Annotated in this window: 23 protein-coding genes and 1 pseudogene; 11 read left to right on the top strand and 13 right to left on the bottom strand. The window is 70.0% G+C overall.

Annotated features, from left to right (window positions below; all coding sequences use genetic code 11):
* Positions 1 to 458: 458 nt before the first annotated feature.
* From IE321_RS43090 to IE321_RS35595, 3 genes and pseudogenes are all read right to left on the bottom strand, one after another.
* A pseudogene (locus tag IE321_RS43090) lies at positions 459 to 823 on the bottom strand (hypothetical protein); the annotation flags it as partial.
* 28 nt (positions 824 to 851) lie between these two features.
* Entirely contained in the window at positions 852 to 1,721 is an 870-nt protein-coding gene (locus IE321_RS35600) for an IS5 family transposase (protein ID WP_190225950.1), read from the bottom strand.
* A gap of 7 nt (positions 1,722 to 1,728) precedes the next feature.
* Positions 1,729 to 2,715 carry a zeta toxin family protein gene (locus IE321_RS35595; protein ID WP_226651519.1) on the bottom strand — a complete coding sequence of 329 codons (987 nt, stop codon included), beginning with the start codon at positions 2,713 to 2,715 and terminating at the stop codon, positions 1,729 to 1,731.
* A 74-nt stretch (positions 2,716 to 2,789) separates the two neighbouring features.
* Between IE321_RS35595 and IE321_RS35590 the strand changes: the two genes are divergently transcribed.
* Positions 2,790 to 3,047, top strand: a complete 258-nt coding sequence (locus tag IE321_RS35590) for a hypothetical protein (RefSeq protein ID WP_190225949.1) — start codon at positions 2,790 to 2,792, stop codon at positions 3,045 to 3,047.
* Positions 3,048 to 3,055: 8 nt separating this feature from the next.
* The gene (locus tag IE321_RS35585) at positions 3,056 to 3,424 is read left to right on the top strand and encodes a PIN domain-containing protein (protein ID WP_190225954.1); all 369 of its coding nucleotides are present in this window, start codon (positions 3,056 to 3,058) and stop codon (positions 3,422 to 3,424) included.
* A gap of 258 nt (positions 3,425 to 3,682) precedes the next feature.
* Here the strand turns inward: IE321_RS35585 and IE321_RS35580 are convergent, their stop codons facing one another.
* Both IE321_RS35580 and IE321_RS35575 read right to left on the bottom strand, forming a co-directional pair.
* On the bottom strand, positions 3,683 to 4,414 hold the full coding sequence (locus IE321_RS35580; protein ID WP_226652348.1) for an HNH endonuclease family protein: 732 nt from the start codon (positions 4,412 to 4,414) through the stop codon (positions 3,683 to 3,685).
* Between the two features lie 90 nt (positions 4,415 to 4,504).
* Positions 4,505 to 5,089, bottom strand: a complete 585-nt coding sequence (locus IE321_RS35575; protein WP_190225948.1) for a hypothetical protein — start codon at positions 5,087 to 5,089, stop codon at positions 4,505 to 4,507.
* A gap of 129 nt (positions 5,090 to 5,218) precedes the next feature.
* Between IE321_RS35575 and IE321_RS35570 the strand changes: the two genes are divergently transcribed.
* Positions 5,219 to 5,728 carry a GFA family protein gene (locus IE321_RS35570; RefSeq protein ID WP_229916693.1) on the top strand — a complete coding sequence of 170 codons (510 nt, stop codon included), beginning with the start codon at positions 5,219 to 5,221 and terminating at the stop codon, positions 5,726 to 5,728.
* 471 nt (positions 5,729 to 6,199) lie between these two features.
* Here the strand turns inward: IE321_RS35570 and IE321_RS35565 are convergent, their stop codons facing one another.
* From IE321_RS35565 to IE321_RS35545, 5 genes are all read right to left on the bottom strand, one after another.
* Positions 6,200 to 7,765 (bottom strand): competence protein CoiA family protein, encoded by a 1,566-nt coding sequence (locus IE321_RS35565; protein ID WP_190225947.1) that lies wholly within the window; start codon positions 7,763 to 7,765, stop codon positions 6,200 to 6,202.
* Positions 7,766 to 8,036: 271 nt separating this feature from the next.
* Positions 8,037 to 8,519 carry a hypothetical protein gene (locus IE321_RS35560; protein ID WP_190225946.1) on the bottom strand — a complete coding sequence of 161 codons (483 nt, stop codon included), beginning with the start codon at positions 8,517 to 8,519 and terminating at the stop codon, positions 8,037 to 8,039.
* Entirely contained in the window at positions 8,516 to 9,625 is a 1,110-nt protein-coding gene (locus IE321_RS42940) for a helix-turn-helix domain-containing protein (protein ID WP_190225945.1), read from the bottom strand. The genes IE321_RS35560 and IE321_RS42940 overlap by 4 nt, the downstream gene beginning before the upstream one ends.
* Before the next feature lie 182 nt (positions 9,626 to 9,807).
* Positions 9,808 to 10,080 carry a hypothetical protein gene (locus IE321_RS35550; RefSeq protein ID WP_190225944.1) on the bottom strand — a complete coding sequence of 91 codons (273 nt, stop codon included), beginning with the start codon at positions 10,078 to 10,080 and terminating at the stop codon, positions 9,808 to 9,810.
* 961 nt (positions 10,081 to 11,041) lie between these two features.
* The gene (locus IE321_RS35545) at positions 11,042 to 11,203 is read right to left on the bottom strand and encodes a hypothetical protein (RefSeq protein WP_190225943.1); all 162 of its coding nucleotides are present in this window, start codon (positions 11,201 to 11,203) and stop codon (positions 11,042 to 11,044) included.
* 274 nt (positions 11,204 to 11,477) lie between these two features.
* Between IE321_RS35545 and IE321_RS35540 the strand changes: the two genes are divergently transcribed.
* Positions 11,478 to 12,056, top strand: a complete 579-nt coding sequence (locus IE321_RS35540; RefSeq protein ID WP_229916691.1) for an RNA polymerase sigma factor — start codon at positions 11,478 to 11,480, stop codon at positions 12,054 to 12,056.
* A complete protein-coding gene (locus IE321_RS35535; protein ID WP_190225942.1) occupies positions 12,053 to 12,712 on the top strand; it encodes a hypothetical protein in 660 nt (219 codons plus the stop codon). The genes IE321_RS35540 and IE321_RS35535 overlap by 4 nt, the downstream gene beginning before the upstream one ends.
* Before the next feature lie 537 nt (positions 12,713 to 13,249).
* On the opposite strand, the gene IE321_RS35525 is transcribed toward IE321_RS35535, so the two are convergent.
* The gene (locus tag IE321_RS35525) at positions 13,250 to 13,606 is read right to left on the bottom strand and encodes a DUF8825 domain-containing protein (RefSeq protein ID WP_190225940.1); all 357 of its coding nucleotides are present in this window, start codon (positions 13,604 to 13,606) and stop codon (positions 13,250 to 13,252) included.
* A gap of 208 nt (positions 13,607 to 13,814) precedes the next feature.
* Between IE321_RS35525 and IE321_RS35520 the strand changes: the two genes are divergently transcribed.
* Positions 13,815 to 14,126, top strand: a complete 312-nt coding sequence (locus tag IE321_RS35520; protein ID WP_190225939.1) for a hypothetical protein — start codon at positions 13,815 to 13,817, stop codon at positions 14,124 to 14,126.
* 164 nt (positions 14,127 to 14,290) lie between these two features.
* Complete coding sequence (locus IE321_RS35515) at positions 14,291 to 14,662, top strand: hypothetical protein (RefSeq protein ID WP_190225938.1); 372 nt, start codon at positions 14,291 to 14,293, stop codon at positions 14,660 to 14,662.
* Positions 14,663 to 14,763: 101 nt separating this feature from the next.
* On the opposite strand, the gene IE321_RS35510 is transcribed toward IE321_RS35515, so the two are convergent.
* On the bottom strand, positions 14,764 to 15,012 hold the full coding sequence (locus IE321_RS35510) for a hypothetical protein (protein ID WP_190225937.1): 249 nt from the start codon (positions 15,010 to 15,012) through the stop codon (positions 14,764 to 14,766).
* 360 nt (positions 15,013 to 15,372) lie between these two features.
* Here IE321_RS35510 and tap point away from each other — a divergent pair, with 360 nt between their 5' ends.
* Both tap and tpg read left to right on the top strand, forming a co-directional pair.
* Positions 15,373 to 17,616, top strand: a complete 2,244-nt coding sequence (gene tap / locus IE321_RS35505; protein ID WP_190225936.1) for a telomere-associated protein Tap — start codon at positions 15,373 to 15,375, stop codon at positions 17,614 to 17,616.
* A 9-nt stretch (positions 17,617 to 17,625) separates the two neighbouring features.
* Entirely contained in the window at positions 17,626 to 18,183 is a 558-nt protein-coding gene (gene tpg, locus IE321_RS35500) for a telomere-protecting terminal protein Tpg (protein ID WP_190225935.1), read from the top strand.
* Between the two features lie 196 nt (positions 18,184 to 18,379).
* Here tpg and IE321_RS35495 read toward each other — a convergent pair whose 3' ends face one another.
* Complete coding sequence (locus tag IE321_RS35495; RefSeq protein ID WP_190225934.1) at positions 18,380 to 19,486, bottom strand: alkene reductase; 1,107 nt, start codon at positions 19,484 to 19,486, stop codon at positions 18,380 to 18,382.
* Between the two features lie 157 nt (positions 19,487 to 19,643).
* Here IE321_RS35495 and IE321_RS35490 point away from each other — a divergent pair, with 157 nt between their 5' ends.
* The gene (locus IE321_RS35490) at positions 19,644 to 20,210 is read left to right on the top strand and encodes a TetR/AcrR family transcriptional regulator (protein ID WP_190225933.1); all 567 of its coding nucleotides are present in this window, start codon (positions 19,644 to 19,646) and stop codon (positions 20,208 to 20,210) included.
* Positions 20,211 to 20,219: 9 nt separating this feature from the next.
* Positions 20,220 to 20,504, top strand: a complete 285-nt coding sequence (locus IE321_RS35485) for a YciI family protein (RefSeq protein WP_190225932.1) — start codon at positions 20,220 to 20,222, stop codon at positions 20,502 to 20,504.
* Positions 20,505 to 20,706: the final 202 nt, after the last annotated feature.

The raw sequence follows: 20,706 nt of genomic DNA, 5'->3' as shown, positions 1-20,706 counted from the left end.
GCCAGCGCTCCAGAGTAGTCTGCGCGCGGGGTCCGTCGTAGATGGGCGCGTCTAGGGCGTGTTTTGGAACTAATTCCGTGAGGTGGGGCGTCAGTCCGCCAGCCGTATCTGCGGGATCAGCGCGACGTGCTGATCCCGCAGCCGGGGGTGTCGATCCCATTGGTGCTGACGCACTCCGCGTACTCAAAGACGTGGTCAAGGCGCCCTCTGCTGCGATCGCCGTTGTCGAGCTGTTCAGTCTCGACGTACGTGACACCGTCTCTGGTGAAGACCCCGGTTACCCAGAAGTCGCGGTCGTGCTGCGGGTAACCGGGGTAGCGGCGGGCCCAGACGGAGCCGATCTTGGGGTGGGCGGTCATGTTGCCCAGTCTGTCACTCTCAGGGCAGGGGGTGGTTGGCCTGTCTGGCAGGCGACATGCCGACGAGGGTGCGGGTGCCGAGCCGCCGGTTTGGAAGTTGCTGGTGTGCTGGGTGGGTCGTCCGGGGAAGTCGCGGGCGGCCATCCAGATGGTGAGGTCGCGAGCGATGTCGTTGATGTCAGTCGCCGTGGTGACCTCGTGCTCGTTGCGGGTGGTGTCACGGCGGACGATCTCGTAGCCGCCCTCGTCCAGGACGGCCACGGAAGCGAACCAGACGGGGGCGTCCTCGTCGGGCTGGACGACGACGAAGGTGTTGTCGGAGTCGTTGAGGCCGCTGATCAGCATGAACAGCGCGTCCTCGGAGGGGTCGTCGATGCGGTCGCCGTTCTCGCTGTCGGCGCCGTAGTACTGAGCCCCCATCGTGGTCTCTCCCTCACCCTGTCGGCCCTGGTCTCGGTCAGCATGGCATGAGGAACCGACAGCTCGGGCCGGTCACAGCCATTCGCCGATCGCGGCGATCAGGACGGTGGCCTCGAAGCGGACGGCGAGTTTGTCGAACCGGGTGGCGACCGCCCGGTTGCGCTTGAGCCGGTTGATCCCGCACTCGACCGCGTGCCGGGCCTTGTAGTCCTCGCGGTCGAAGACGGGAGGCCGCCCGCCGGCCTTCCCACGCCGCTTGCGGTTGGCCACCTGGTCGGCAGGCTCCGGGATCGTGCACCGGATCCCGCGCTTTCGCAGGTAGGCCCGGTTGGCGCGGGAGGAGTACACCTTGTCGCCCCGCACCCGCAGCGGCCGGACACGGGGACGGCCCGGCCCGGTGCGGGGCACCCGGATGCCTTCCAGGACGGCGACGAACTGCGGGCTGTCACCACGCTGACCTGCGGTGACCAGCAGAGACAGCGGCCGCTGGCCCTGCTCGCAGGCCAGGTGGATCTTGGTGGTGAAGCCTCCCCGGGACCGGCCCAGCCCGTGGTCGTCGGGCTCGATAGAGGTTCCGCCCGGCGGTTCGTTCTGGGCCTGGCCGTCGCGGCGGGCGCCCGCGGCATGCTGATGAGCCCGGCAGATCGTGGAGTCGACGTTGACCTCCCACGTGATCAGCCCGGCCGCATCCGCCCGAGCCTGCAGCCGAGTCAGCAGTCCGGGCCAGGTGCCGTCGCGCTGCCAGCGGCGAAAGAGTCCGTAGACGGTCTGCCACGGCCCGTACTCCGACGGCAGATCCCGCCACGGAGCACCGGTCCGCACCCGCCACCGGATCCCGTCGATCAGCTTCCGCCGACCCAACGACGGCCGCCCCAGCACCGCGACCGGCAACAACGGCTCCAGCACAGCCCACTGCTCATCAGAAAGATCCCCTCGCCCCACACCGGGATCATCGCGATGCGGGATGAGGAACCGAGCCGATTTTCAAAACACGACCTAGCTCGTCGAAGATCCAGTCGTGCTCGGCGGGGGAGAGGCGGTGGTAGTCGACGCCGGGCGCGCGCCGGCGGGGCTGGGCGATGCGGCGGACCGGCTCGGCGAGCGCGGCGGCCCGCGCGGCGTCCCGGGCGACGGCCAGGCGCTCGTCCTCGTCGGCGACGTCGCGGTGCACGCGGACCTCGGCGGCGGCGATGCCGCAGCGAAACGCGGCGGTCTCCCGGGCGGACCACGGCCGGCCGCGGCCGCGAGCCACAGCATGGTCGGCGGCCGGCCGGCGCCGCCAGGTACCGCCGGTGAGCTCGTTGTCGTACAGGACGGTGCCGTCGCGGGTCACCACGGTGATGCGGTCGGCGAGCTGCTCGGCCTCGACGGCCGCGAGCACGGTCAGCATGCCCGCGGCGCAGGTGTCGTGGTTCTCCCACGACACGTACCGTCGGCCTTCGGTGAGGAAGCGGTCGAGGATCCCGAGCTGGCTCCACGCCTCCGCCGTCGCCAGCGCCACGATCTCGATCCGGTGCCTGGAGCGCCGGTACGCCGCCGAGGAGCCACGGAATTCGTCCAGGTCAGCGAGGGCGGACTCGATGACGGCGTCGAAGCGTAAGCGTCGGACGTGGTCCTCGACCGCGGCCTGCCAGGCGGTGGTGTCGGGTCGGACCGCGGCGCCGGCGGTGCGGACATCGGCGGCCAGCGCGGCGGCGTAGTCGCGGTGGGCGGGCTTGTAGAGGTCGCGGCCGATCCGCACGGCACCGCCGCGCCGCTCCAGCGCTGCCTGGACGAGGTCGGCGATCGCGGTCTTGCCGGCGCCGGGCTGGCCCGCGACCACCACGACGACCGGGTGCTCCTGGGGCACCGCGCCCCGCGTCCAGCCGGGCAGCCGCTCGGCGAGGACCTGCCGGTGCTCGGCTTCGGCGAGCACCAGTGCACTGCGGGCTTCCACCAGTTCGTCCCCTCCAACACGTGACGGGTACGGGTACGTACCCGTACCCTGATCTTATGGGAAGGAGCACCGTCATGTCTGACGCCAACGTGAGAATCCCCGAGGAAGCCCGTGACCGGCTGGCCGCCGTCGCCGCCGCCGAGGGACTGTCCCTGCGCGCCTACCTCGCCCGCCTCGCCGAAACCGTCCTCACCCCGGCCGAACGCGCAGCCCGCGCCGACAAGGCCAAGACCGCCCTGAACGCCTGGACCGGCTACAACCCCACGGCCGGCGAGGAAGCAGCCCTGGACGACGAACTCGACCGCCGCCTCGCCCAGGTGCAGCGCCCGTGACCGAGCCCATGCACATCGTCCTCGACGAGACCGCGATGGCCGCCGCCGGCACCGGCAACGTCCTCGCCTCCCGCCTCATCCACCGCGCCCACGCCGAAGCCGGCTGGTACCTCTACGCCCCCGCCTGCGCGCTCGTCGAAGCCGACCGGACCCGCCCCGGCACCGCCGAGCACCTGGCGGCCCTGCCCGGCATCACCGTGATCGACCTCGACCTGCCGGCCGTCCTCGCCGTCGCCCAGCAGGCCACCTGGGCCCAGGCCCACACCCAGCACACCGCCCAGCCCACCCCGGACCGGCCCGACGGCGCGATCATCGCCACCACCACCCCCGAACGCTGGAAAGGCGAGCCCGTCCGCGTCCTCGACCTCACCCCCTGAAAGCGACGGCCGCCGACGCGTCAGCACGAGCCCGGACTGTTCGCTCGTTCGCGTGGCCAGCACCCGGACCGGCCGAACCCGCCGTCAGCCAGCCGCTACGGTGCAGGTGTAGGGGGAAGGGCCGACTGGCCGTTGACCCGCCTCCTGTTGTGCCCCGAGCTCATCGAGCTCGGGGCACCGCGCGTTCCCGGCCGGGCGCGAACGAAATCAGCCCGGCACCCCTTCTTGTGCGGGACACCGGGCATCAGGATCAGGCGGCTACGGCGCCGGATCGTAGGAGACGACGGTCGTCGCGCAGTCCTCCGCGAGCCCGAGGAGGGCGTCGCGCTCGGCCTCGTCGGCGGCGAGGTCCCAGCGCAGCTTGGTGCCGACCCAGGTGGCGGCGTAGGTGCAGTGGTAGGTGGCGTCCGTGGGCAGCCATTCGGCCGGGTCCTTGTCGGCCTTTGAGCGGTTCGACGCCGCGGTGACCGCGATGAGGGTGTCGGGGCTGTCCTGGTCGTTGGCGTACGCCTCGCGCCGCTCCGGGCTCCACGGGGTTTGCTCGGAGTCGTAGACCTCGGCGAGCGGGACGAAGTGGTCGACATCGAGGCGGGCGGCGTCGGTGACCGTGACGTTGTCGTACTTGCTGAGCCAGGACCCGCCCGTCAGCGCGCAGCGCTCCCCGACCTGGGGTGCTTCAACGGCTTCGGCAAGGATGACCTCCTTGCGGGTGTTGCACCCGTCGCTTCCGTTCAGGCCCTTGTTCCAGTGCTTGTACAGGCGCCGGTCGTACCCCTCACGGTGCTCGGCGGCGACGGGCAGGCGGTCGATGGCGTCGAACAGCGGCAGCACCTGCTCCAGCGCACCTGCGCCGGGGAGGGACTCCGGGGCGCCGGTCGCCGCCGGCGGGAGGGTGGCGCTGTCGGCCGCCGCCGGCAGGGAGGAAGGGAGCAAGGGCAGGGCCGCAAGGAGAAGCGCGGGCAGACCGCGGCGCATCAAGTTGGTGATCACGACCGCGTTCTAGTCGTCTCGGCACCCGGCCCGGAAGGCACCTGCAGGGCATATCACCCAGGTGGGTGGCGGAATTCACCGGAGAAACGATCACTGCACGTAGGGCGGGCGTGTAATGCCGGGGGCTCGTCGGCGGACCTGGAGGTAGGCGGTCCAGTCGCTTCCGGTCCGCCTGCGCCACACCTGCGCGGTAATGACGTGCATGCCCAGGAGCGGTGTGAGGACGGCAGGCGGCATGTCCTGCGCAAGCTGGATCAACGCGGTCGCGCGCGAAGGCCGCACCGAGATGCCGTAGGCGGCCAGTGCGCGCGAGAGAGGGCCGGTGGAGCGGTGGGCACCCGGCCGGGCTCCAGAGAAGAGCCAGCTGCTGGAAGTCGCGGCCCAGCCGTGCTGGAACTGCTGCTCGGCAAGGCGGCACAGCAGACGGTCCAGCGGGTCTGGGAGGTGGATAGGAGTGTCGTCCAGGCGCAGGGTGGTACGGCCGCCGGTGGTGTCCAGGTACGCGGTGGTGAGGATGACGATGCGGCTGAGGTGCTGTCCGAACAGCAGGAGCAATGAGCCGGCCACCCGGCCGTCCAGGGGCAGTTCTTCGTCGTGAATGCACTGCTGGAGGAGGTCCCAGTGGGTGTCTTCGTCCAGCAGTTCGGGCTCGGCCTTGCTGCGGTGCGACCTCAAACCCGCAGTTAGGCGAAACAGGCATCTTGCCGGTCGCCACCAGGCCAGAGGTATCCCTGGCACGAACGCCGCCGTGCGCCGGGACCGGCTTCAGGGCATCCGCTGATCCAGGCACTCGTTGACCAGAGCATGAACAGCACGATGGACGACTTCGCCGCTCCCCAGAACGCTACGGACATCTCTGTCGACAGGACCCTGCCCTGCCGCGCCCCCGCCGAGGACGTTCAGGGAGTCGAAACAGACGGGGAGCGTACCGGCGGGTGTCTGTGCGGCCGTATCCGCTTCACCGCCCGAGGTCCAGCCGTCTTCCCTCACACCTGTGCCTGCCATCACTGCCAAAGGCTCGGCGGCACGCCAGTGATGTGGTGGGCCGGATTCGAGACGGTCACCTGGACCGGCGAGGGCGGTGAACCGACCTGGTACGAGACCTTCGCGGGCGAAGCAAAGCGCGGCTTCTGCCCGATCTGCGGCAGCCGCCTGGCGGCGATCGACAACGACATCTCAGAGATCGGCATCAACGTCACCGCTCTCGACGACACCAGCGGCCCAGACCTCGTGCCGATCCATGAGTCCTTCCGCGACAACGCCGTACGCTGGCCCCCTCTGCTGCCGGGGACCAAGCACGGCACGGCCGGCTGAGTCCCGTCCACTGGTCCGCAACGTCGTGCACCGGCGAATAGCCCCTTCCCGGGGGGTCCCTCGTCAATGGGACCGTCACCGCTGGCACTGGGCTGCAGCTCGTCCGTATGGTCTCTGCCGAGAACGGTCTGGTCAGCTGATCACCTGGGGCTACGGTGAATCGTGCTGGGGGGAGAGCCGACTGGCCGTTTGCTCCTTCCCCGAGTGCCCCCGCCCTGCCAGGGGCACTGTGCGTTTCCCGGCGCGGGGCATGTCGCCGTGGGGTCACCAGATGTCGCCGTCCACGCGGTGGCCTCGTCCGAGCCAGCCGAGGTTAGGCACAACCGCGTGGGACGCGCTGGATGAGACGTTCGACGCCGCGGTGGGTGGGGCCGCCGACGTCCTCGAACGTGTCCATCAAGATCACCTGCGTCACCTTTTCCGAGAGGCGGTCGAGCTCCCAGGCGAGCAGATGAGGTGCGGTAAAAGGTGTTACCGCTCCGCGAGGTTGGCCGGGATCCTGCGCCACTGACCGTCGTACCGGCCGCCGCATTGCTCGCATCGAGCGGTCAACAACGCCGACGCCGGGGTGGTCTCTTCGCACGGCTCCACCGCTTCTGGACCGTCAGGAAACACGGCGTACAGGCGCGGAGTCAGACAGGCGCACGACCCGGTGGTGCGGGTGCTGCCAGTCGGCTGCACTGGGATCGACACGTTCAACGGGGTCGACCCCCTCATGGCAGCCGCGGCTGAGGTCGCCAGGGTGAAGTCCAGGGTGAGCGTTACGTACTGGTCCGCGACGTCCCATGGCGGCGGTGGGGCTTCCGCGAGGAACCGGGTTCGCAGCTCCCAGGTGGTGAAGACAAGCACGCACGCGGCCAGGACCCTTGATCCGGCCCGGGCAGGGTCGGGATCGATGACCGCAACGGGGTGAGCGTTGTCGCCCACCAGCGGGATCCCGCCCGCAAACCGGATATCGCCGAGGGTCCGTCCGACATGGGCCGTATGGAACCCTTTCATCTGGAGCGCGTCGCTTGCCCATCCCGCCATGTCCTCACCCGCCTCGCCGAGGTAGGGCAGTGGCGTGCCCGCGGCCCGGCGCTTGCGCTCGGCGACGGCTAGGACCCTGCGCACCATTCGTCGGGTGATCTGCTGGAGCCGCAGGCGACGTTGCTCCGCGTCGCTCAGTCGCCACGACGGGCCTGCCGCGCTCTCCTCCTCGTCGAGACGCTCGGCCAACAAGAAGTCCTCCTGTTGCTGGCGTGAGTCGAGGAGCCGGCGCTCCTCTTCCTTGCGCCGAGCCGCGGCCTCGGCCCGTGTCCGTGCCGACTCCGCCGATTCCTGGTATTCGGCCTCCGCCCGAAGACACTGCTCCTCGACCCACAGCATGTCGAGGACGAGGCCCTCTGCCCGGCATTCCGGCCTGTACGAGACTATGTGACGGTCAAAGACCTGCTGGAGGAACTCGGTCAGCGGCATCGGCTCGCCTCTAACCCACTCCCCGCTGGCGAACCGGGCCAGGCCCTCCACCACGACGGGGGTGTCATGAACCTCGCCCAACCGCACCGAGGGCACCATCCCGAGCCAGGGCGCCCGCCGGTAGCTGAACCACACCGAAGGCACTCCGTCCCTGAGCATCCGCTCCGAGCGGGCCTGGATGTCGTGGGCCGTGATCGCGGACAACTGAGCTTCCAACGCGATGCGCCACCGCCCACTGGGATCGCTCGCCAGCACGTCCGCCCGCCATGCCTCATTCGGGCCAGTCACCTCGAGGGCTGCTACCGCGCCGGCTTCCTGTGCCGCCGTGAGCAGGCACCACTTCAGGTACAGGTGATCGGGTGATTCCTCTCCCGCTGGGCAGTCGTCTGGCGCCCCGGGCTGGTGCGCGAAATGTGGCACCTGCCGCCTGGACAGTCGAGCGTGCATCGGCCAGCCGCAGCCCCCGCAGGTAAGCCGTGACGGCTTCACGCGGTAGACGTCGTCCCATGATCGACCGCATCCTAGATCGGGCAGATAGGCGTGGAGTCGTCCCCATTCCTCATGTTCGGCATGGAACATGAAGCTCGCCCCCTCAAGTCCGGTGCTGCTTGCAGCACCCCATGTGACTTGCCCCGCGCACAGCTCTACCCCCCTCGTCCAGTTTCAGTCCAGCGTCCTGGACACGTATGGGCCTCAGGGTTCGACTGCTTGTCGCCCTTGGCCCATCGTCCAGAAAGCCCCACGGCGTCGAGACGTCGTAGTGGGGAGATAGTGCGGGTGTCGCGCCCGACTGGTGCGGCGAGAGGCGGGTTCGTCGCCGTCATCAAGATTTCGCCTGGAGGAAGGCGGGTCAGTGCGGTCTGGGCAGCAGGTTCGATGGCGGCAGGGGATGGGGCGCGAGCAGGTAGCGGATGGTGCTGGCTGGGCGGCCGGTGACCTCGGCGATGGCGGAGGGGCTGTATCCGAGTTCGGTGAGGACGCGGGCGTCGTAGCTCAGGGGGTCGCCGGCCGGGATGTGGGGGAGGGGGCGGCGCCGGCTTTCTGTGTTGCGGACCAGTTCGGCCCAGGCGTGGGCGGTGAGGGTGCGTTTGCCCAGGAGGTAGGTCCAGTCGGCGGCGAGGGCGCCGAAGGTGGTGTCGACTGCTGCGGTGGCCACGGCCGGGGCGAGGTGGGCGTGGGTGTAGGCGGTGTAGGTGGTGTGGTGAAGGAGATGGAAGGCGTCGAGCGAGATGGGCAGCCGCACGGTGATGGGTGTCGCGCCGAGGGTGCGGGGGCGCCGCGGGGCGGGCGGGGGCGTTTTGGGGCAGGGCGGGCTGGGGGTGCGCAGTGTCATCCGAAGCTCTCCGCGGAGAGGGAAGAAGTTTTGAAGGACCTGTTGCCGGTGGCGGGGGCGGGCTGGGTTGCCTGCCAGAGGGGGTGGATGGCTTCCGGCTGGCCGCGCAGGGCGGTGACCAGGGTGCTGACGGTGCCCCAGTCGGCGGTCTGGGTGCCTTGGAGGAGGCCGGTGACCTGGTGCTCGGAGAGTGTGTGTCCGGTGCGGGCGGACAGCTCGTCGGGGCGGATGTTGCCGGCGGCGAGCTGCATGCCGCGCAGCGCAGCGTGGAAAGTGGCCGGTCGCGGTACGCGGTAGCCGCGTGCGGCCTCCCATAGAGGACGTACGGCTTCGAGGTCGCCGCCGCACGCTTCGACGATGTCGGAGGTGACCTGCCAGGAGGGGGTGCGCTCACCGCTCAGGATGCGGGAGATGTAGGAGCGGGAGACCCCGGCGGCCTCACCGAGGACGGCGAAGGTGGCGGCGTGCCGGCGCTGGAGGTGGGAGAGGGCCATGGCGAGGGTGGAGGCGGGGGTGCTTGCCGGGGGGACTGGGGTGCTGGGTTTGCCGGGTGCTCCCCCCATTGGTTCGGAGCGGGGCGGGCTGGGGTCGGGATGCCGGGAAGCCGCCCTGCGGGGGTGGGGAACGGAGACGCTCAGCGCTGGGAGGGCCATGCGTTCAGAGAGAGGCGTCTGGGCGAGGCGTTCGCGGCGGTCGATGGCGTCCTTGCGTCGGCGGGTGACGGTGTCGGGGCTGATGTGGAGAGCCGCGGTGATGTCGGAGGTCTTCAGCTTGCGGTCGTGGGCCTGCTGCATGAGTGCTGCGCGCAGGAATTCCAGGCTGGTGATGGCCTCTTCTAAAAAGCGGGCGGCGGCGAGAGGCTCGTCGGTCTTGCCGGTGAGGGCGACGACCTGGCCGAGGGTGAGATAGGCGTGTTCGGCAAGCTGGAGGGCGTACTGGTCGTTGTCGGTACCGTCCAGGGCGGGCTGGTGGCGGAGGTACCGGCGGTGCCGGCGTCCGCACTCGTCGGAGCAGTACAGACGGGGCCGTCCCTTCGGCTTCTGCGCGACGGTGTTCGAGCAGAGAGAGTTGGTGCAGGGGGTCTGCTCCTGGCTCGGCGGGGTCATGCGCGTGTGGTCCTTCTGGGTGGTTGCTACCGGGAACTTGGTATGCGCGGAAATGGGCATTCGTCTGGCCGCGGGCCACGAAGGCGGCCGGGTCGGCCATCGGCAGGACCGCCCTTGACGGGCTGGCGCCGAAGCGGGTCCGTGGGGGCGGCGGCAGAGGCCGCCCCCATGGGTGGGAGCGCTTATCCCATTCGAATGCGCCGGTAGGCGATGTGCGACCGCCGGGCGGCGGTGAGCAGAAGAAGGACCGGTACGAGGCCGGCCTGCAGAGCGTCGGTTCCACCCTGCAGAAGGATCATGACGACCGGTGCGGCGATGAGCGGACCGACCTGCATGTTGACCGCAAAGGCAACGCTGATACGGGTTTTGGAGCCCTGGTGCGGAGGAATGGTACGGTCGAAAAGCTTCGGCCGCGGCTCCCCCGACAGACGGTCGAGGTAAAGGTCAGGAGGCATATGCCCTCCTTGATCGAAGTGTGAGTGGAGTGGTGAGTCAGCTCGAGACCCTGGGCCTGGAAACCTGGCTTGAGCTGACTCCCGCCGCGACCGTACCCGCTCAACTATGCGAAGTTCCACGGCTACTGTCCGTTAATTGGACGAGTGCGGTTGACGGCCCGTTAGCTCCCCTTCGCCACCCCGACCGCCTTCGCACGCATGGTCGAAACTCGAACGCTTTCGCAAATACTTGAGGCCGCACACCCCACGGCACACGCGTGCGCCCCATCTCGAAGACCGGCGCGCACGCCCCCGGCACGGCCAGAAGCCGGCGTCCAGCCGCCCCCGGCGGCGGGCGAAACGCGGAGCCGCGACCGCCATCGCCGCGCGACAACCGCCATGCTGCCCAACAGCGCCTCATCGCCCGTAACCGACGCCGTCGGCCCGGCCGAGACGATCAGCCGGAGCGTCCCCTGCGAACCCCGAGGCTCCGGCGTATCGCACGAAGGCCAGCTGGATAGCGCCGAAACTGATCTCGGCGGCCAGCGAGCAGGTGCCCGGCGCACGCGTGCGCGCTTTGCACGGCCTGCCGCTCGCCCCGGGTAAGGCCGACGCCGCCAAGGGGGCCGCCAGCCCCGCCTCGCCCGAAACCGCACCCACACCCGCACCCGCACCCATCGCGCCTGCGCCGCACCCTGTTCCCCTTGGTCGGCTACTGCCACCGTCCGCGGACAGCGGCTTCGCCCTCGATCCACCACGCGGGGCTCAGCGGGACGGGCTGGTCGGCCATGAAGACGGCGATGTCGGTGCAGTAGGCGCAGTCGCCGCTGTCAGTGAGGGCGCGAAGCCGGACGATGGTCTCGATGATGCCTTGGTCATCACCGAGGATGGCCGGGCGGAAGTAGACGACGAGTTCAAGGACCGCGGTGGCGGTGGCGACGCCGGAGATACGGACTCTTCTCGTGCGGGACGTGAGCGCGGTTCAGGACGTCGTGGTCAGCGCCGGCGTCGCGGGCGAGGGCAGCGCCATGTCGATGATGTAGCCGGTCTGGCGCAGGCTGGGGGAGATGAGGAGACGGGCGAGTTCGATCCCGTCGGCCGCGAGCTCGGGATCGATGAAGGACGTGCCGTACGTCACAGCCACGACCAAAGGCAGAAGAACTGATGAGGCGTCATGCCTGCTCAAGACGCCCGACGCCGCTTGTGGATCTTGCGCTCTGTGGCGCCCTCGATGCGGTGGGTGAAAATTTTTCGAACACGGATGAGTGATTCGGACCGTCTTTCGCTTGAGTGGGCGACAGAGAGCAACAAGCCCTCTGGCACCGCTAGTTGGTGCCCCACCCTCAAGAAGGATCCCACCGACGTGATCACTCCTTGGACGCCCTGCCTGCCGAGCGCCGGAGGCATGAGTGCGTGACGTGGCTGGGCCCACCCAGGGCCACGGCGGCAGTATGTACACGGCCACACCGCTGCCGCTTGACTTCGAGGCGTTCGTCCTGAGCCACCAGGAGTTCTTCCACCTCTACGCCGAACTCCACTGCGGCAGCAGCGCCTCGGCAGAAGACGTCGTTCACGAGGTGTTCCTGGAGATCCTCACCTCCTGGGACAGCCTGCTCCAGGAGGAGGAGCTGGAACGGCGCACCCTCGCGGTGCTGCACCGCCAGGTGGCCAAGCGTCTGGCCCAGGAAGGCCGGGACCCCGCCTACATCATCAATGGGCCGATCGCGCAGAATCTGCGCGCACTGCGGGGCGAACTGGAGTTCGCACCAAGCACGATCGGGCTGTATGAGGCGATCTCCGAGCTCCCTATACGCCAGTACACAGTGATCGTGATGCGGTTCCTGCTTGGCTACTCCACCAAACAGGTTGCCCGCTATATGAACCTCGACGAACGCACCGTGACGCATCACTGCCGCCGGGCCAAGGAGCGCCTGGGCAGAAAACTGGGGTTGCCCACCCGCGCCGTCGTCATCCGGCAGAAGGAAGGCCAGCAGTGACCCGCACCATCGACGACCTCCTGGAAGAGGCCGCCGTTCCTGTCACCGGCACCCGCCGTTTCGATGTCGGTGCTGCACTGCGCCGCCTCGCCACCGACGCCGAGCGACGCTCTGTCCTGCCCTCCGCGCATCTCGCCGACGCTGCTCGGGCCGGGCGGCAGCTGTCGACCGTGTGCCGGTGGGCGATCAACGCCCCTGGCGCTCCTGGCGACATCAGCCGCCTGGCCGACGCCCCCGCCCGCGGCACGGCCGGCGAGTTCGACGAGGACGGCGCCGCCGTGTTCGCCTGCCTGCTCTTCCTTACCGGTCACCCCGAAAGCGCCCAGTTCTGGTGGCAGCTGTCCGCTGGCGCCGGAAACCGAATCGCCGCCTACTGCCTCCACCTGCGCCACCTGGCTCTCGGTGAGCACCGCGAAGCTGCCCACTGGCGGCACGAGGTCACCGCGCCCGGGCCCGGAGGCGGCGGCATTGACGAAACCCTCCTCGACTGCCTGGGCGCCGTCGCCTCCTACGTCCGCAAGAACGGCTCCACCAGCAGCGCGCCCCCTACCGGGCAGCTGGAAATGGAGGTCGACCGCCTTGCCGACAGCGAAGGCATAAGCGGCCCGCCTGACCGCCGCCTCGTGGAACGCCTGCGCGAGTTCACCACCCGCTGACTCACATCCCCGCACTCATCGCCACGAAGGGAGCCCATCGGGCGCCATCCGCCCGCAGGGCTTCCTTCGTCATTTCCTCACATCAGGAAGGACACCCAGCTCGTGACCGCCTCCACTCCGGTTCCCCGGCCCTCGCGCTCCAAGCCTCGGCGGCGCCGCCACAGCCGCGCCGCAATGCGGCACTTCGTCCGAGGCCTGAGCTACGGCACCGGTCTGACCCTGGCAGGCCTGCTCGGCTACTGGATCCAGCAGATGCTGTGACCACCCGTCGCCAGGGACAGCCAGGGCGTTCGCACCATACGGCCGCCCTGGATCGCGCGCTGAGCTCCCGCCAGATGGATCGGCGGGAGAGCCGCGAAGAGAGCGAGGGGCCTGGCATCGAAGAGCAAGCCGGTCGTGTGGCGGAGGCGGCGTGCGGACTCGCCGACGCTACGGCCGGGCCAGGCTGGAGCCCGGCGACCGCCACCGACGTCCCGGTCACTGCTGGCACCCGCGCCGCCATCCTTGCTGAGACCGCCAGTCGGACGCAGGGGTACTTCACTCGCTGACAGCGGCCAGGGCGTCGGCATGATGCTTCAGCGCTGTCCTGGCCTCGACGAGTTCCGGCCCGCGCTCCAGCGTGTTCCAGTACGGATGCATGGACACCTCGATCGACAGCTCCCGGATCCGCGCCCACAACTGCGCCTCGGCCGCGACCTGCTCGGGGGTGTAGCCGGGGCTGTCCTCCCGGCCCGCGGTCACCTCGTCGGTGTGCGGGTGCTTGACCCCGGGCCAACCGGACAAGGGTTCCGTCGACCAGGGCAGGGTCCGGCACAGCATCCGGTACTCCGCGTACGAGCGGTGCAGCTCGGCCTGGAGCTTCTTCAAGTCGTCGGGGAAGTCATGCTCGCTCACACCCCAAATAATACGCCTGTTCGATTTCATAAAGCTGGTGCGGCGTGTGACCGACGACTACGGTCACCCCAACGGCGGAACGCCCAGCACAGGGAAGGGACGTCATGAGTAACGACATCGGATGGGGATACGGCGATGTCGGCTGGGGTGTGACCGTCCCGGAGTGGAGCCGCCGGCACGCGGCCATCGGCTGACCGAGGAGAGTGTCGTGGAGCGCTGCGGATTAACGGTCGCCCTGGCCGTCGAGGACATTGAGCGGTGGAGCGCGGTGAAGGACGCCGCGTACGAGGTCGATCCCGTGATGGAGTGCTGGCTGGCGCCCCTTCACAGCGGGGACCACGCCTCGCTCGTGCAGTCCAGCCTGACGCCCGGTCGTGATTGGTGGGCGTTGTGGGAGACGGGCAGCCCGTACCGGATCGTGCTCCTGCCCCGCTGCACTGTCGAGACCGGGATCGACATCGTCGACGGCGAGCCGCTCACCTGCGGCCTGTACGGCTGCCACGGCGGCGAGCACAGCTGACCGGACCCGTGCTTCGGCGGGTCGTCGGCGCCTTCGCCGACGTGCCCGTCTAGTTGCTGGTGCATGCCGAGGCCGGCATTCTCGCGGGCGGGCGGAAGCCCGGCGGGAGGACTGCCGGGCGGTCTGGCAGTGTCCCTGCGGCCGCGCGCGGCGTTGGGGACGGCATGGGGCTGGTGGACCGGGCAGGGCCCGGCATCGAGGAGCAGGCCGACCGGGTGGCGGAGGCGGCGTGCGAACTCGCCGACGCCGCGGCCGGGTCCGGCTGGAGCGCCGCCGCTGACGACGTCCTGGTCGCCATCGACACCCTGAGCGCCGCGCTCGCCCAGATCGGCCCGGACGTGGGCGAGGCACTGGCCGCGGTGACGGCGGCGACGACCAAGGCCCGCCTCCGCCTGGGCCTGCCCGCCGACACCGGGCAGGAACCGGACCGTGCCGCGACGCCGCCGGGCGTGCCCGGCCCGCGTACGGGGCGCCGGCCCCGGCGGCGCGGCCTCGGCCCCGGTGCGCAGGGCGTCTTCGACCGGCGTTCGCGGTGAGCCGGTAGAAGCACGGTCCGCCCGCTCACCATCACACTCACCACCGGGCTTACCACCGCAGGTCACAGGCCCGTGGTCAGCGCGCCGGGGCCGCTTTCGGGTCAGACAGTCCCGGTCGTCGTCAGGCCGGCTTCGTAGGTCCAGCTCTTCACCGGCCGGGCGGTGCCGCCGGTGAGGGAGGTGGGGGTGAGGACGGCGCCGGGCTGGCTGTAGGCCCCGAGCCACTCGGTGAAGTTGTGGTCGGCGACTTCGGGCCGGGACCAGACGCCGAAGATGGCCGGGCCGCCCGTGAGGAAGCGGAGCTCCACCGCGTACGCGGTGGCCTGGTCCTCACGGGCCGTGTGGTCCACGCCGGTCCTTCCTCTCGTGCCGGTCGGGCTGCGGCTTCACACGCGGCCCCGCTGGATGCCCAGCCTGGCGCACCAACCTCTCCGGCAGCCGTCGGCGGCCTGTCAGACCGTGGTGAGTGAGGGGTCCGACCTGATAGGCCGGTCCCCTGTTTTCCCAGGTGGAAGAAGGTGCTGAGAGCGGAGCTGATAGCAGGAAGGGGCCGGGCTTACCACGCTGCGGACAGAGGGTCCGAAGGCTCCGGGCGTCCCGTGTCGCTCGGAGCCACCTCTCACCCCGAACGGGGAGCGTACGCGATTCGTACGGTGCTCGTACGCGAAATGTGCGCTTCATGGTGTAGGGTGTCGTTCAGGAGGTGTTCCATGTCCGAGTTGTTCGACGCGGTCGACGCCCTACTCGCGTCCCGCGCCGTACTACCGCCGCCGGCGGAGCGCAAGCGGCTGCGTGCCGCGCACGGCCTGACGATCGACGAAGTGGCCACCGCGCTGAAGGTGCGGCGGGCCACGGTGTCCGGCTGGGAGTCCGGCAAGACCGAGCCCCGCCCGCCGGAGCGCGACGCCTACGCCCGGCTGCTGGACAAGCTTGCGGAGCTCTACCCCGCTGTCCCGGCCGACACGGCCACGCCCGACCCCGACCCCGACCCTGCTCCTGCTGTGGTGCCGGCGCCGTTCGCCGCCCCCGCTCCGGCGGAAGCGCCGACTCTGTCCACCGGCCCGGCCCCCGAGACCCCCCAGGCCCCTGCTCCTGTCGCTGCCGCTCCGGCGGCCGCGCCGCGTCCGGCGCGCACGACCAGGCCGTCGTCGACGTCGCGCCGCCCGGGTGCGAAGAAGGCGGCCCCGGCCGGCACCCCGGCGCCCGGCGGCGATCCGCGGTTCGAGAACGGGCCGCTCGCGGTCGTCGACGCTGGCGAGGACGGGCAGGTGGTGGCGTACTGCACCGGCGGCCTGGTCCTGGACGTGCCTGCCAAGTCCCTGCCGTCCCTGGTGGACTGGACGCTCAAGGAGGCCAGGCTCGGGCAGTCGAAGCTGTCCGGTCCGGGACGGTCGGCCGACCCGCTGCTCGTGCTTACCGAGGCCGCGTGCGAGCGCTACGGCCTGCCCGTCGTCCTCTCGGAGGAGGAGCGGAGCGCCGGGCGGATCCCGGAGGGCCACAAGGTCGTCAAGCAGCTCGTGCGCACGGAGTGGAAGCTGACCCAGCGCGGCTTCGGCCCGTGGGCGCGGATCTACCGTCCCGCGACCGGTTCGGAGCGGGCGTGCGTGCAGCTGTGTATCCCGTCGTGGGGGGCGCTGGACCCCCGGCACTGGGGGAGCGTCGGGCAGCTTCCGCCGGCCGAGCTCGCTCGGGTTCTGGGCGTGTACGCGTCGCGCGTGATGACGCCGCGCGGCTCTACGGCCGTCACGGGCCTGGAGCTGATGACCGCGCTGCACCCGCCGACCCGCGCCTCCGAGCCGGACGCCCAGGGCAAGCGGCACTCCGAGCACAACCCCGGCAGCCTGGGCAAGGACCCGATCGACCTGATGGCCTGGCCGCCGTGCGAGGTGCCCGACGGGCACCCGGCCCTCAAGGACCTCCCGAAGTTCCACGTCCGCGGCCCCAACGAGCAGCTGTTCGAGGAGTCGATGGTCTGGGCACGGCCGATGACGGATGCCGAGTGCACCCTGCGCTACCTGGTCGGCCTGGACGTGAACATGGCCTTCGGCGCGGGCGCCAACGGGCTGGCCGTCGGCCTGGGCGCCCCCACGCACGTCAAGGCGCCGGTGTTCGATCCGAAGCTGCCCGGCTCCTGGCTGGTCGACCTCTCCCACGTCGACCTCTCCCGGGTGAAGGTCGCCAAGGACACGTGGGCGGACCTGGACAGCTCGCTGCTGCCGAGCCCGTTCACGCCGAAGGGCGAGCACCCCACGGGGCCGGCCTGGTACGCGACGCCGACCGTGGCCTATGCCCAGGAGCTCGGCTACGACGTCGCTCCGCTCGAGGCGTGGGTCCAGTACGACAACGGCCGCTACCTCGACGGCTGGTACCAGCGGCTGCGCGACGCGCACCTGGCCACGATGGCCGACCTCGGCGTCGACGCCGACCTGTCGCCCGAGGACTTCCTGGCGGCGATGGACGGCTACAAGGACCGCGACCCCGAACTGGCCCTCGTCCTCTCCGCCATCAAGGCCACCGCCAAGGGCAGCATCGGCAAGATGCGCGAGCGGCCGCGCGGAGAGAACTGGCGGCCGGGCGAGCCGTGGCGCGCACTGTCTCGCCCGACATGGCGGCCCGACATCCGCGCGGCGGTCATCTCCCGCACCCGGATCAACCTCCACCGCAAGATCGTCAAGCACGCGGCGTTCACCGGGCAGTACCCCATCGCCGTCAACCACGACTGCGTCGTCTACGCCTCGAACGGGCCGAGCCCGCTGGACTTCCTGCCCTACCGCCAGGGCAAGCCGCTCCCGGGCGGTTTCAAGCTCGGCATCAACCCTGGCCTGGTCAAGCACGAGGGCACGCAGACCGTGCTGTGGGGCGAGCAAGTCCGGGAGAAGTTCAACGCCCCGGAGCTCAACCTGGCCCGGTTCATCAAGGACGGCGAGATCACCAACGCCGACAACGGCGAGTAGGAGGGGAAGATGAGCAAGTTCGCCGACAGCCTGGACGCCGCGGTGCAGAAGGCGTTCACCCGCCCGGCACCCAAGTCGGCCGGCGCGCAGATGCGGTACCTGGTCAAGCAGCTCGGCGGCACGAAGGCGGCCGCCCAGATGCTGCGGATCTCCCAGCGCACCGTCGAGCGGTACGTGAAGGACCAGATCAAGAAGCCCCGCGCCGACCTCGCCGCGCGCCTGGAGCGCGAGGTGAAGAAGCGCTGGCAGCCGCAGATCCGGGCCAAGGCCCGGCAGAAGGCGGCCACCACCGGCGGCATCGTCATCGACACCCGCGCCCGCATGGGCTACACCGCCCCGATCGGGTCGACGGACCAGGACCGCATCCGGCACCTGACCATCGCCCTGCCCCCGCAGTACGCCGCCCGGCTCTTCGACGCCCAGGACGCCGGCGCCAGCGACGCCGAACTCCAGCAGATCACCGCCGAGGCCCTCAAGGAGGTCTACTTCCAAGACAACGGCCGCCGCGCCGGGTCCCTGGAGGAAGTGCGCTTCACCGACGTGCAGCACCTCGAGTTCGACCTGTAGATCCCCGAACGACGAGCGGGCCCGGACCAGACGGTGTGACTGAGCGCTTCAGTTGGTCAGTGAGCAGTTGAGTTGGCCGGCTGAGCATTCGGTGTAGGGGCTGCACTGTTCGTCGGGGCCGGAAACGATCGCGATCACATAGCGCTGGCGGAGCCGCTCAGGGGCTGGCTCTCCGTATCCGGCGGGGCCGCACCGGTCAGCGGCCTCGGACGAGGACGCATGTCGGGCCTCCGTCGGCCCGGTGGAACGGGTAGTCCGTATAGCCGGTCTCCCCGCCGCCGTAGTACGTGGCGGGGTCGGCTGCGGCGAGCGGGAGGTTCTCGCGGTAGCGGCGGACAAGGTCCGGGTTGGCGATGAACGGCGTACCGAAGGCGACCAGGTCGGCATGCCCCGTGTGCACCACCGCTCGGGCTCGGGCGAGGTCGTAGCCGTTGTTGGCGATGTACGTGCCGGCGAACCGCTCCCTCAGTGCGCGGTAGTCGAGGGAGACGGCCGTCGTTGCCATGCCGCCCTCCAGTACGTGCACATAGGCGAGGCCGCGCGGGCTCAACTGCCCGAGGAAGTACTCGAAGTGGCCCTGGGGGTCGGAGTCCGCCATCGAGTTGAAGCCGTTCTCCGGCGTCAGGCGCACCCCGACCCGCTCTGCGGGCCACTGCTCGCACACGGCGTCGAGGACCTCGTTCACCAGGCGCATGCGGTTGGCCGCGCTCCCGCCGTACGCGTCCGTGCGGTGGTTGGTGCCGTCGCGCAAGAACTGGTCGATCAGGTAGCCGTTGCCGGCGTGGACCTCGATGCCGTCGAAGCCCCCCTGCTTCGCCAGCTCGGCGGCGCGGCGGAACTGGTCGACGACGTCCGGCAGCTCGCCCGCGTCGAGGGCGCGAGGCGTCATGAAATCCTGCGGGCCGGTGTGGGTGACGGCCTGGCCGGCGGGTGCGAGCGCCGAGGGGGCGACGGGCGCCTGCCCGTCCAGCAGGCTCGGGTGGGAGACGCGCCCGCAGTGCTGCAACTGGACGAAGATGCGCCCGCCCTCCTCGTGGACCGCATCGGTCAGACGCCGCCAGCTCTCCGCCTGGGCGGCCGTGTGCAGCCCGGGCGTGAAGGGGTAACCGACCGCCTGCGGGGAGACGGTGGTGGACTCGGCGACGATCAGGCCCGCGGTGGCGCGCTGCCGGTAGTGCTCGACCATCAGCGGGGGAACGCACCCGTCGGTGTCGGCGCGGTTGCGGGTCATCGGCGCCATCACCATCCGGTTGGCGAGCGTGAGGCCGCCCAGATTGATCGGCGCGAACAGGTCGAGGTGCATGCGGACCTCCAACGGTGAAAATTGTAGGACAGTCGTCCTAGAGCGCCGTCACGCTAGGCCGCTGGTCCCAGCAGTGTCAACGGCTTGACGATCTAGGACGGCTGACCTACGTTGTAGCTCTAGGTCGACTGTCCTACGACATTGGAAGGGGCTCACCATGCCTGCTGTGGCGACCCGCGAACAGATCGTCGCGGCGGCCGACCGGCTCTTCTACCACCACGGTTACGAGCACACCTCGTTCGCGGACATCGCCGGAGCCGTCGGCCTGTCGCGGGGCAACTTCTACTACCACTTCAAGTCCAAGGACGCGATCCTGGACGCGGTGATCGATGCCCGACTGGCCGACACCCGGCGGATGCTGGAGCAGTGGGAGACCGAAGCGGCCACCCCGGCCGGGCGGATCATGCGGTACGTCGAGATCGTTCTGACCAACCGCGCCGACATCCAGGACTACGGCTGCCCCGTGGGCACCCTCACCACCGAGCTGGCCAAGCTGGAGCACGCCATGCTCGGCCAGGCCGGCCGCCTGTTCACCCTGTTCCGCACCTGGCTGCGCGAGCAGTTCGCCCAGCTCGGGCACGCCGAGCACGCCGACGAATTGGCGATGCACGTCCTCGCCTTCAGCCAGGGCGTCGCCGTCATGGCCAACGCCTTCCACGACGAAGCGTTCATCCAGCGCGAAGTCGACCGGATGCGCGAGTGGCTGCACACCTACGAGAGATGAGAGACAAGCATGTTCGTGGTCCTGCTCCGGTTCTCCGACAACAAGCCCACCGCCGCCCAGCACATGGCCGGCCACCAGGAGTGGATCCAGCGAGGCCTGGACGACGGAGTCTTCCTGCTGGTCGGCAGCATCCAGCCGGGCCTCGGGGGCGCGGTCCTCGCCCACAACACCTCGCCCGAGGACCTGCGCAAGCGCGTGGACGAGGACCCGTTCGTCGCCCAGGACGTCGTCACGGCGGAGATCATCGAGATCGCGCCGGGCATGGCGGACGAGCGGCTCAGTTTCCTGCTCTGATCGTCTTGTTGGCTCCGCGTGGTGCGGCGGCTGCCCCTATTGCCGCTGCGCCGCGAGGCGTTTCCTGGCACGGGTACTGCCCCCGGCCGGGTAGACCCAGTTCCCATCTCTGAACGGCTGGGCCAGATCCACCACCAGCTGCCGCTGCTAGGCCGTGTATCGAAAGTGGATCTTGAGCTGTGAATGATCGTGGTCCATGGCG

The organism is Streptomyces hydrogenans (assembly GCF_014656075.1).
Lineage (GTDB): Bacteria > Actinomycetota > Actinomycetes > Streptomycetales > Streptomycetaceae > Streptomyces > Streptomyces hydrogenans.
Note: the sequence above shows the minus strand (reverse complement) of the source record. Positions and strands in the feature narration are given on the sequence as shown.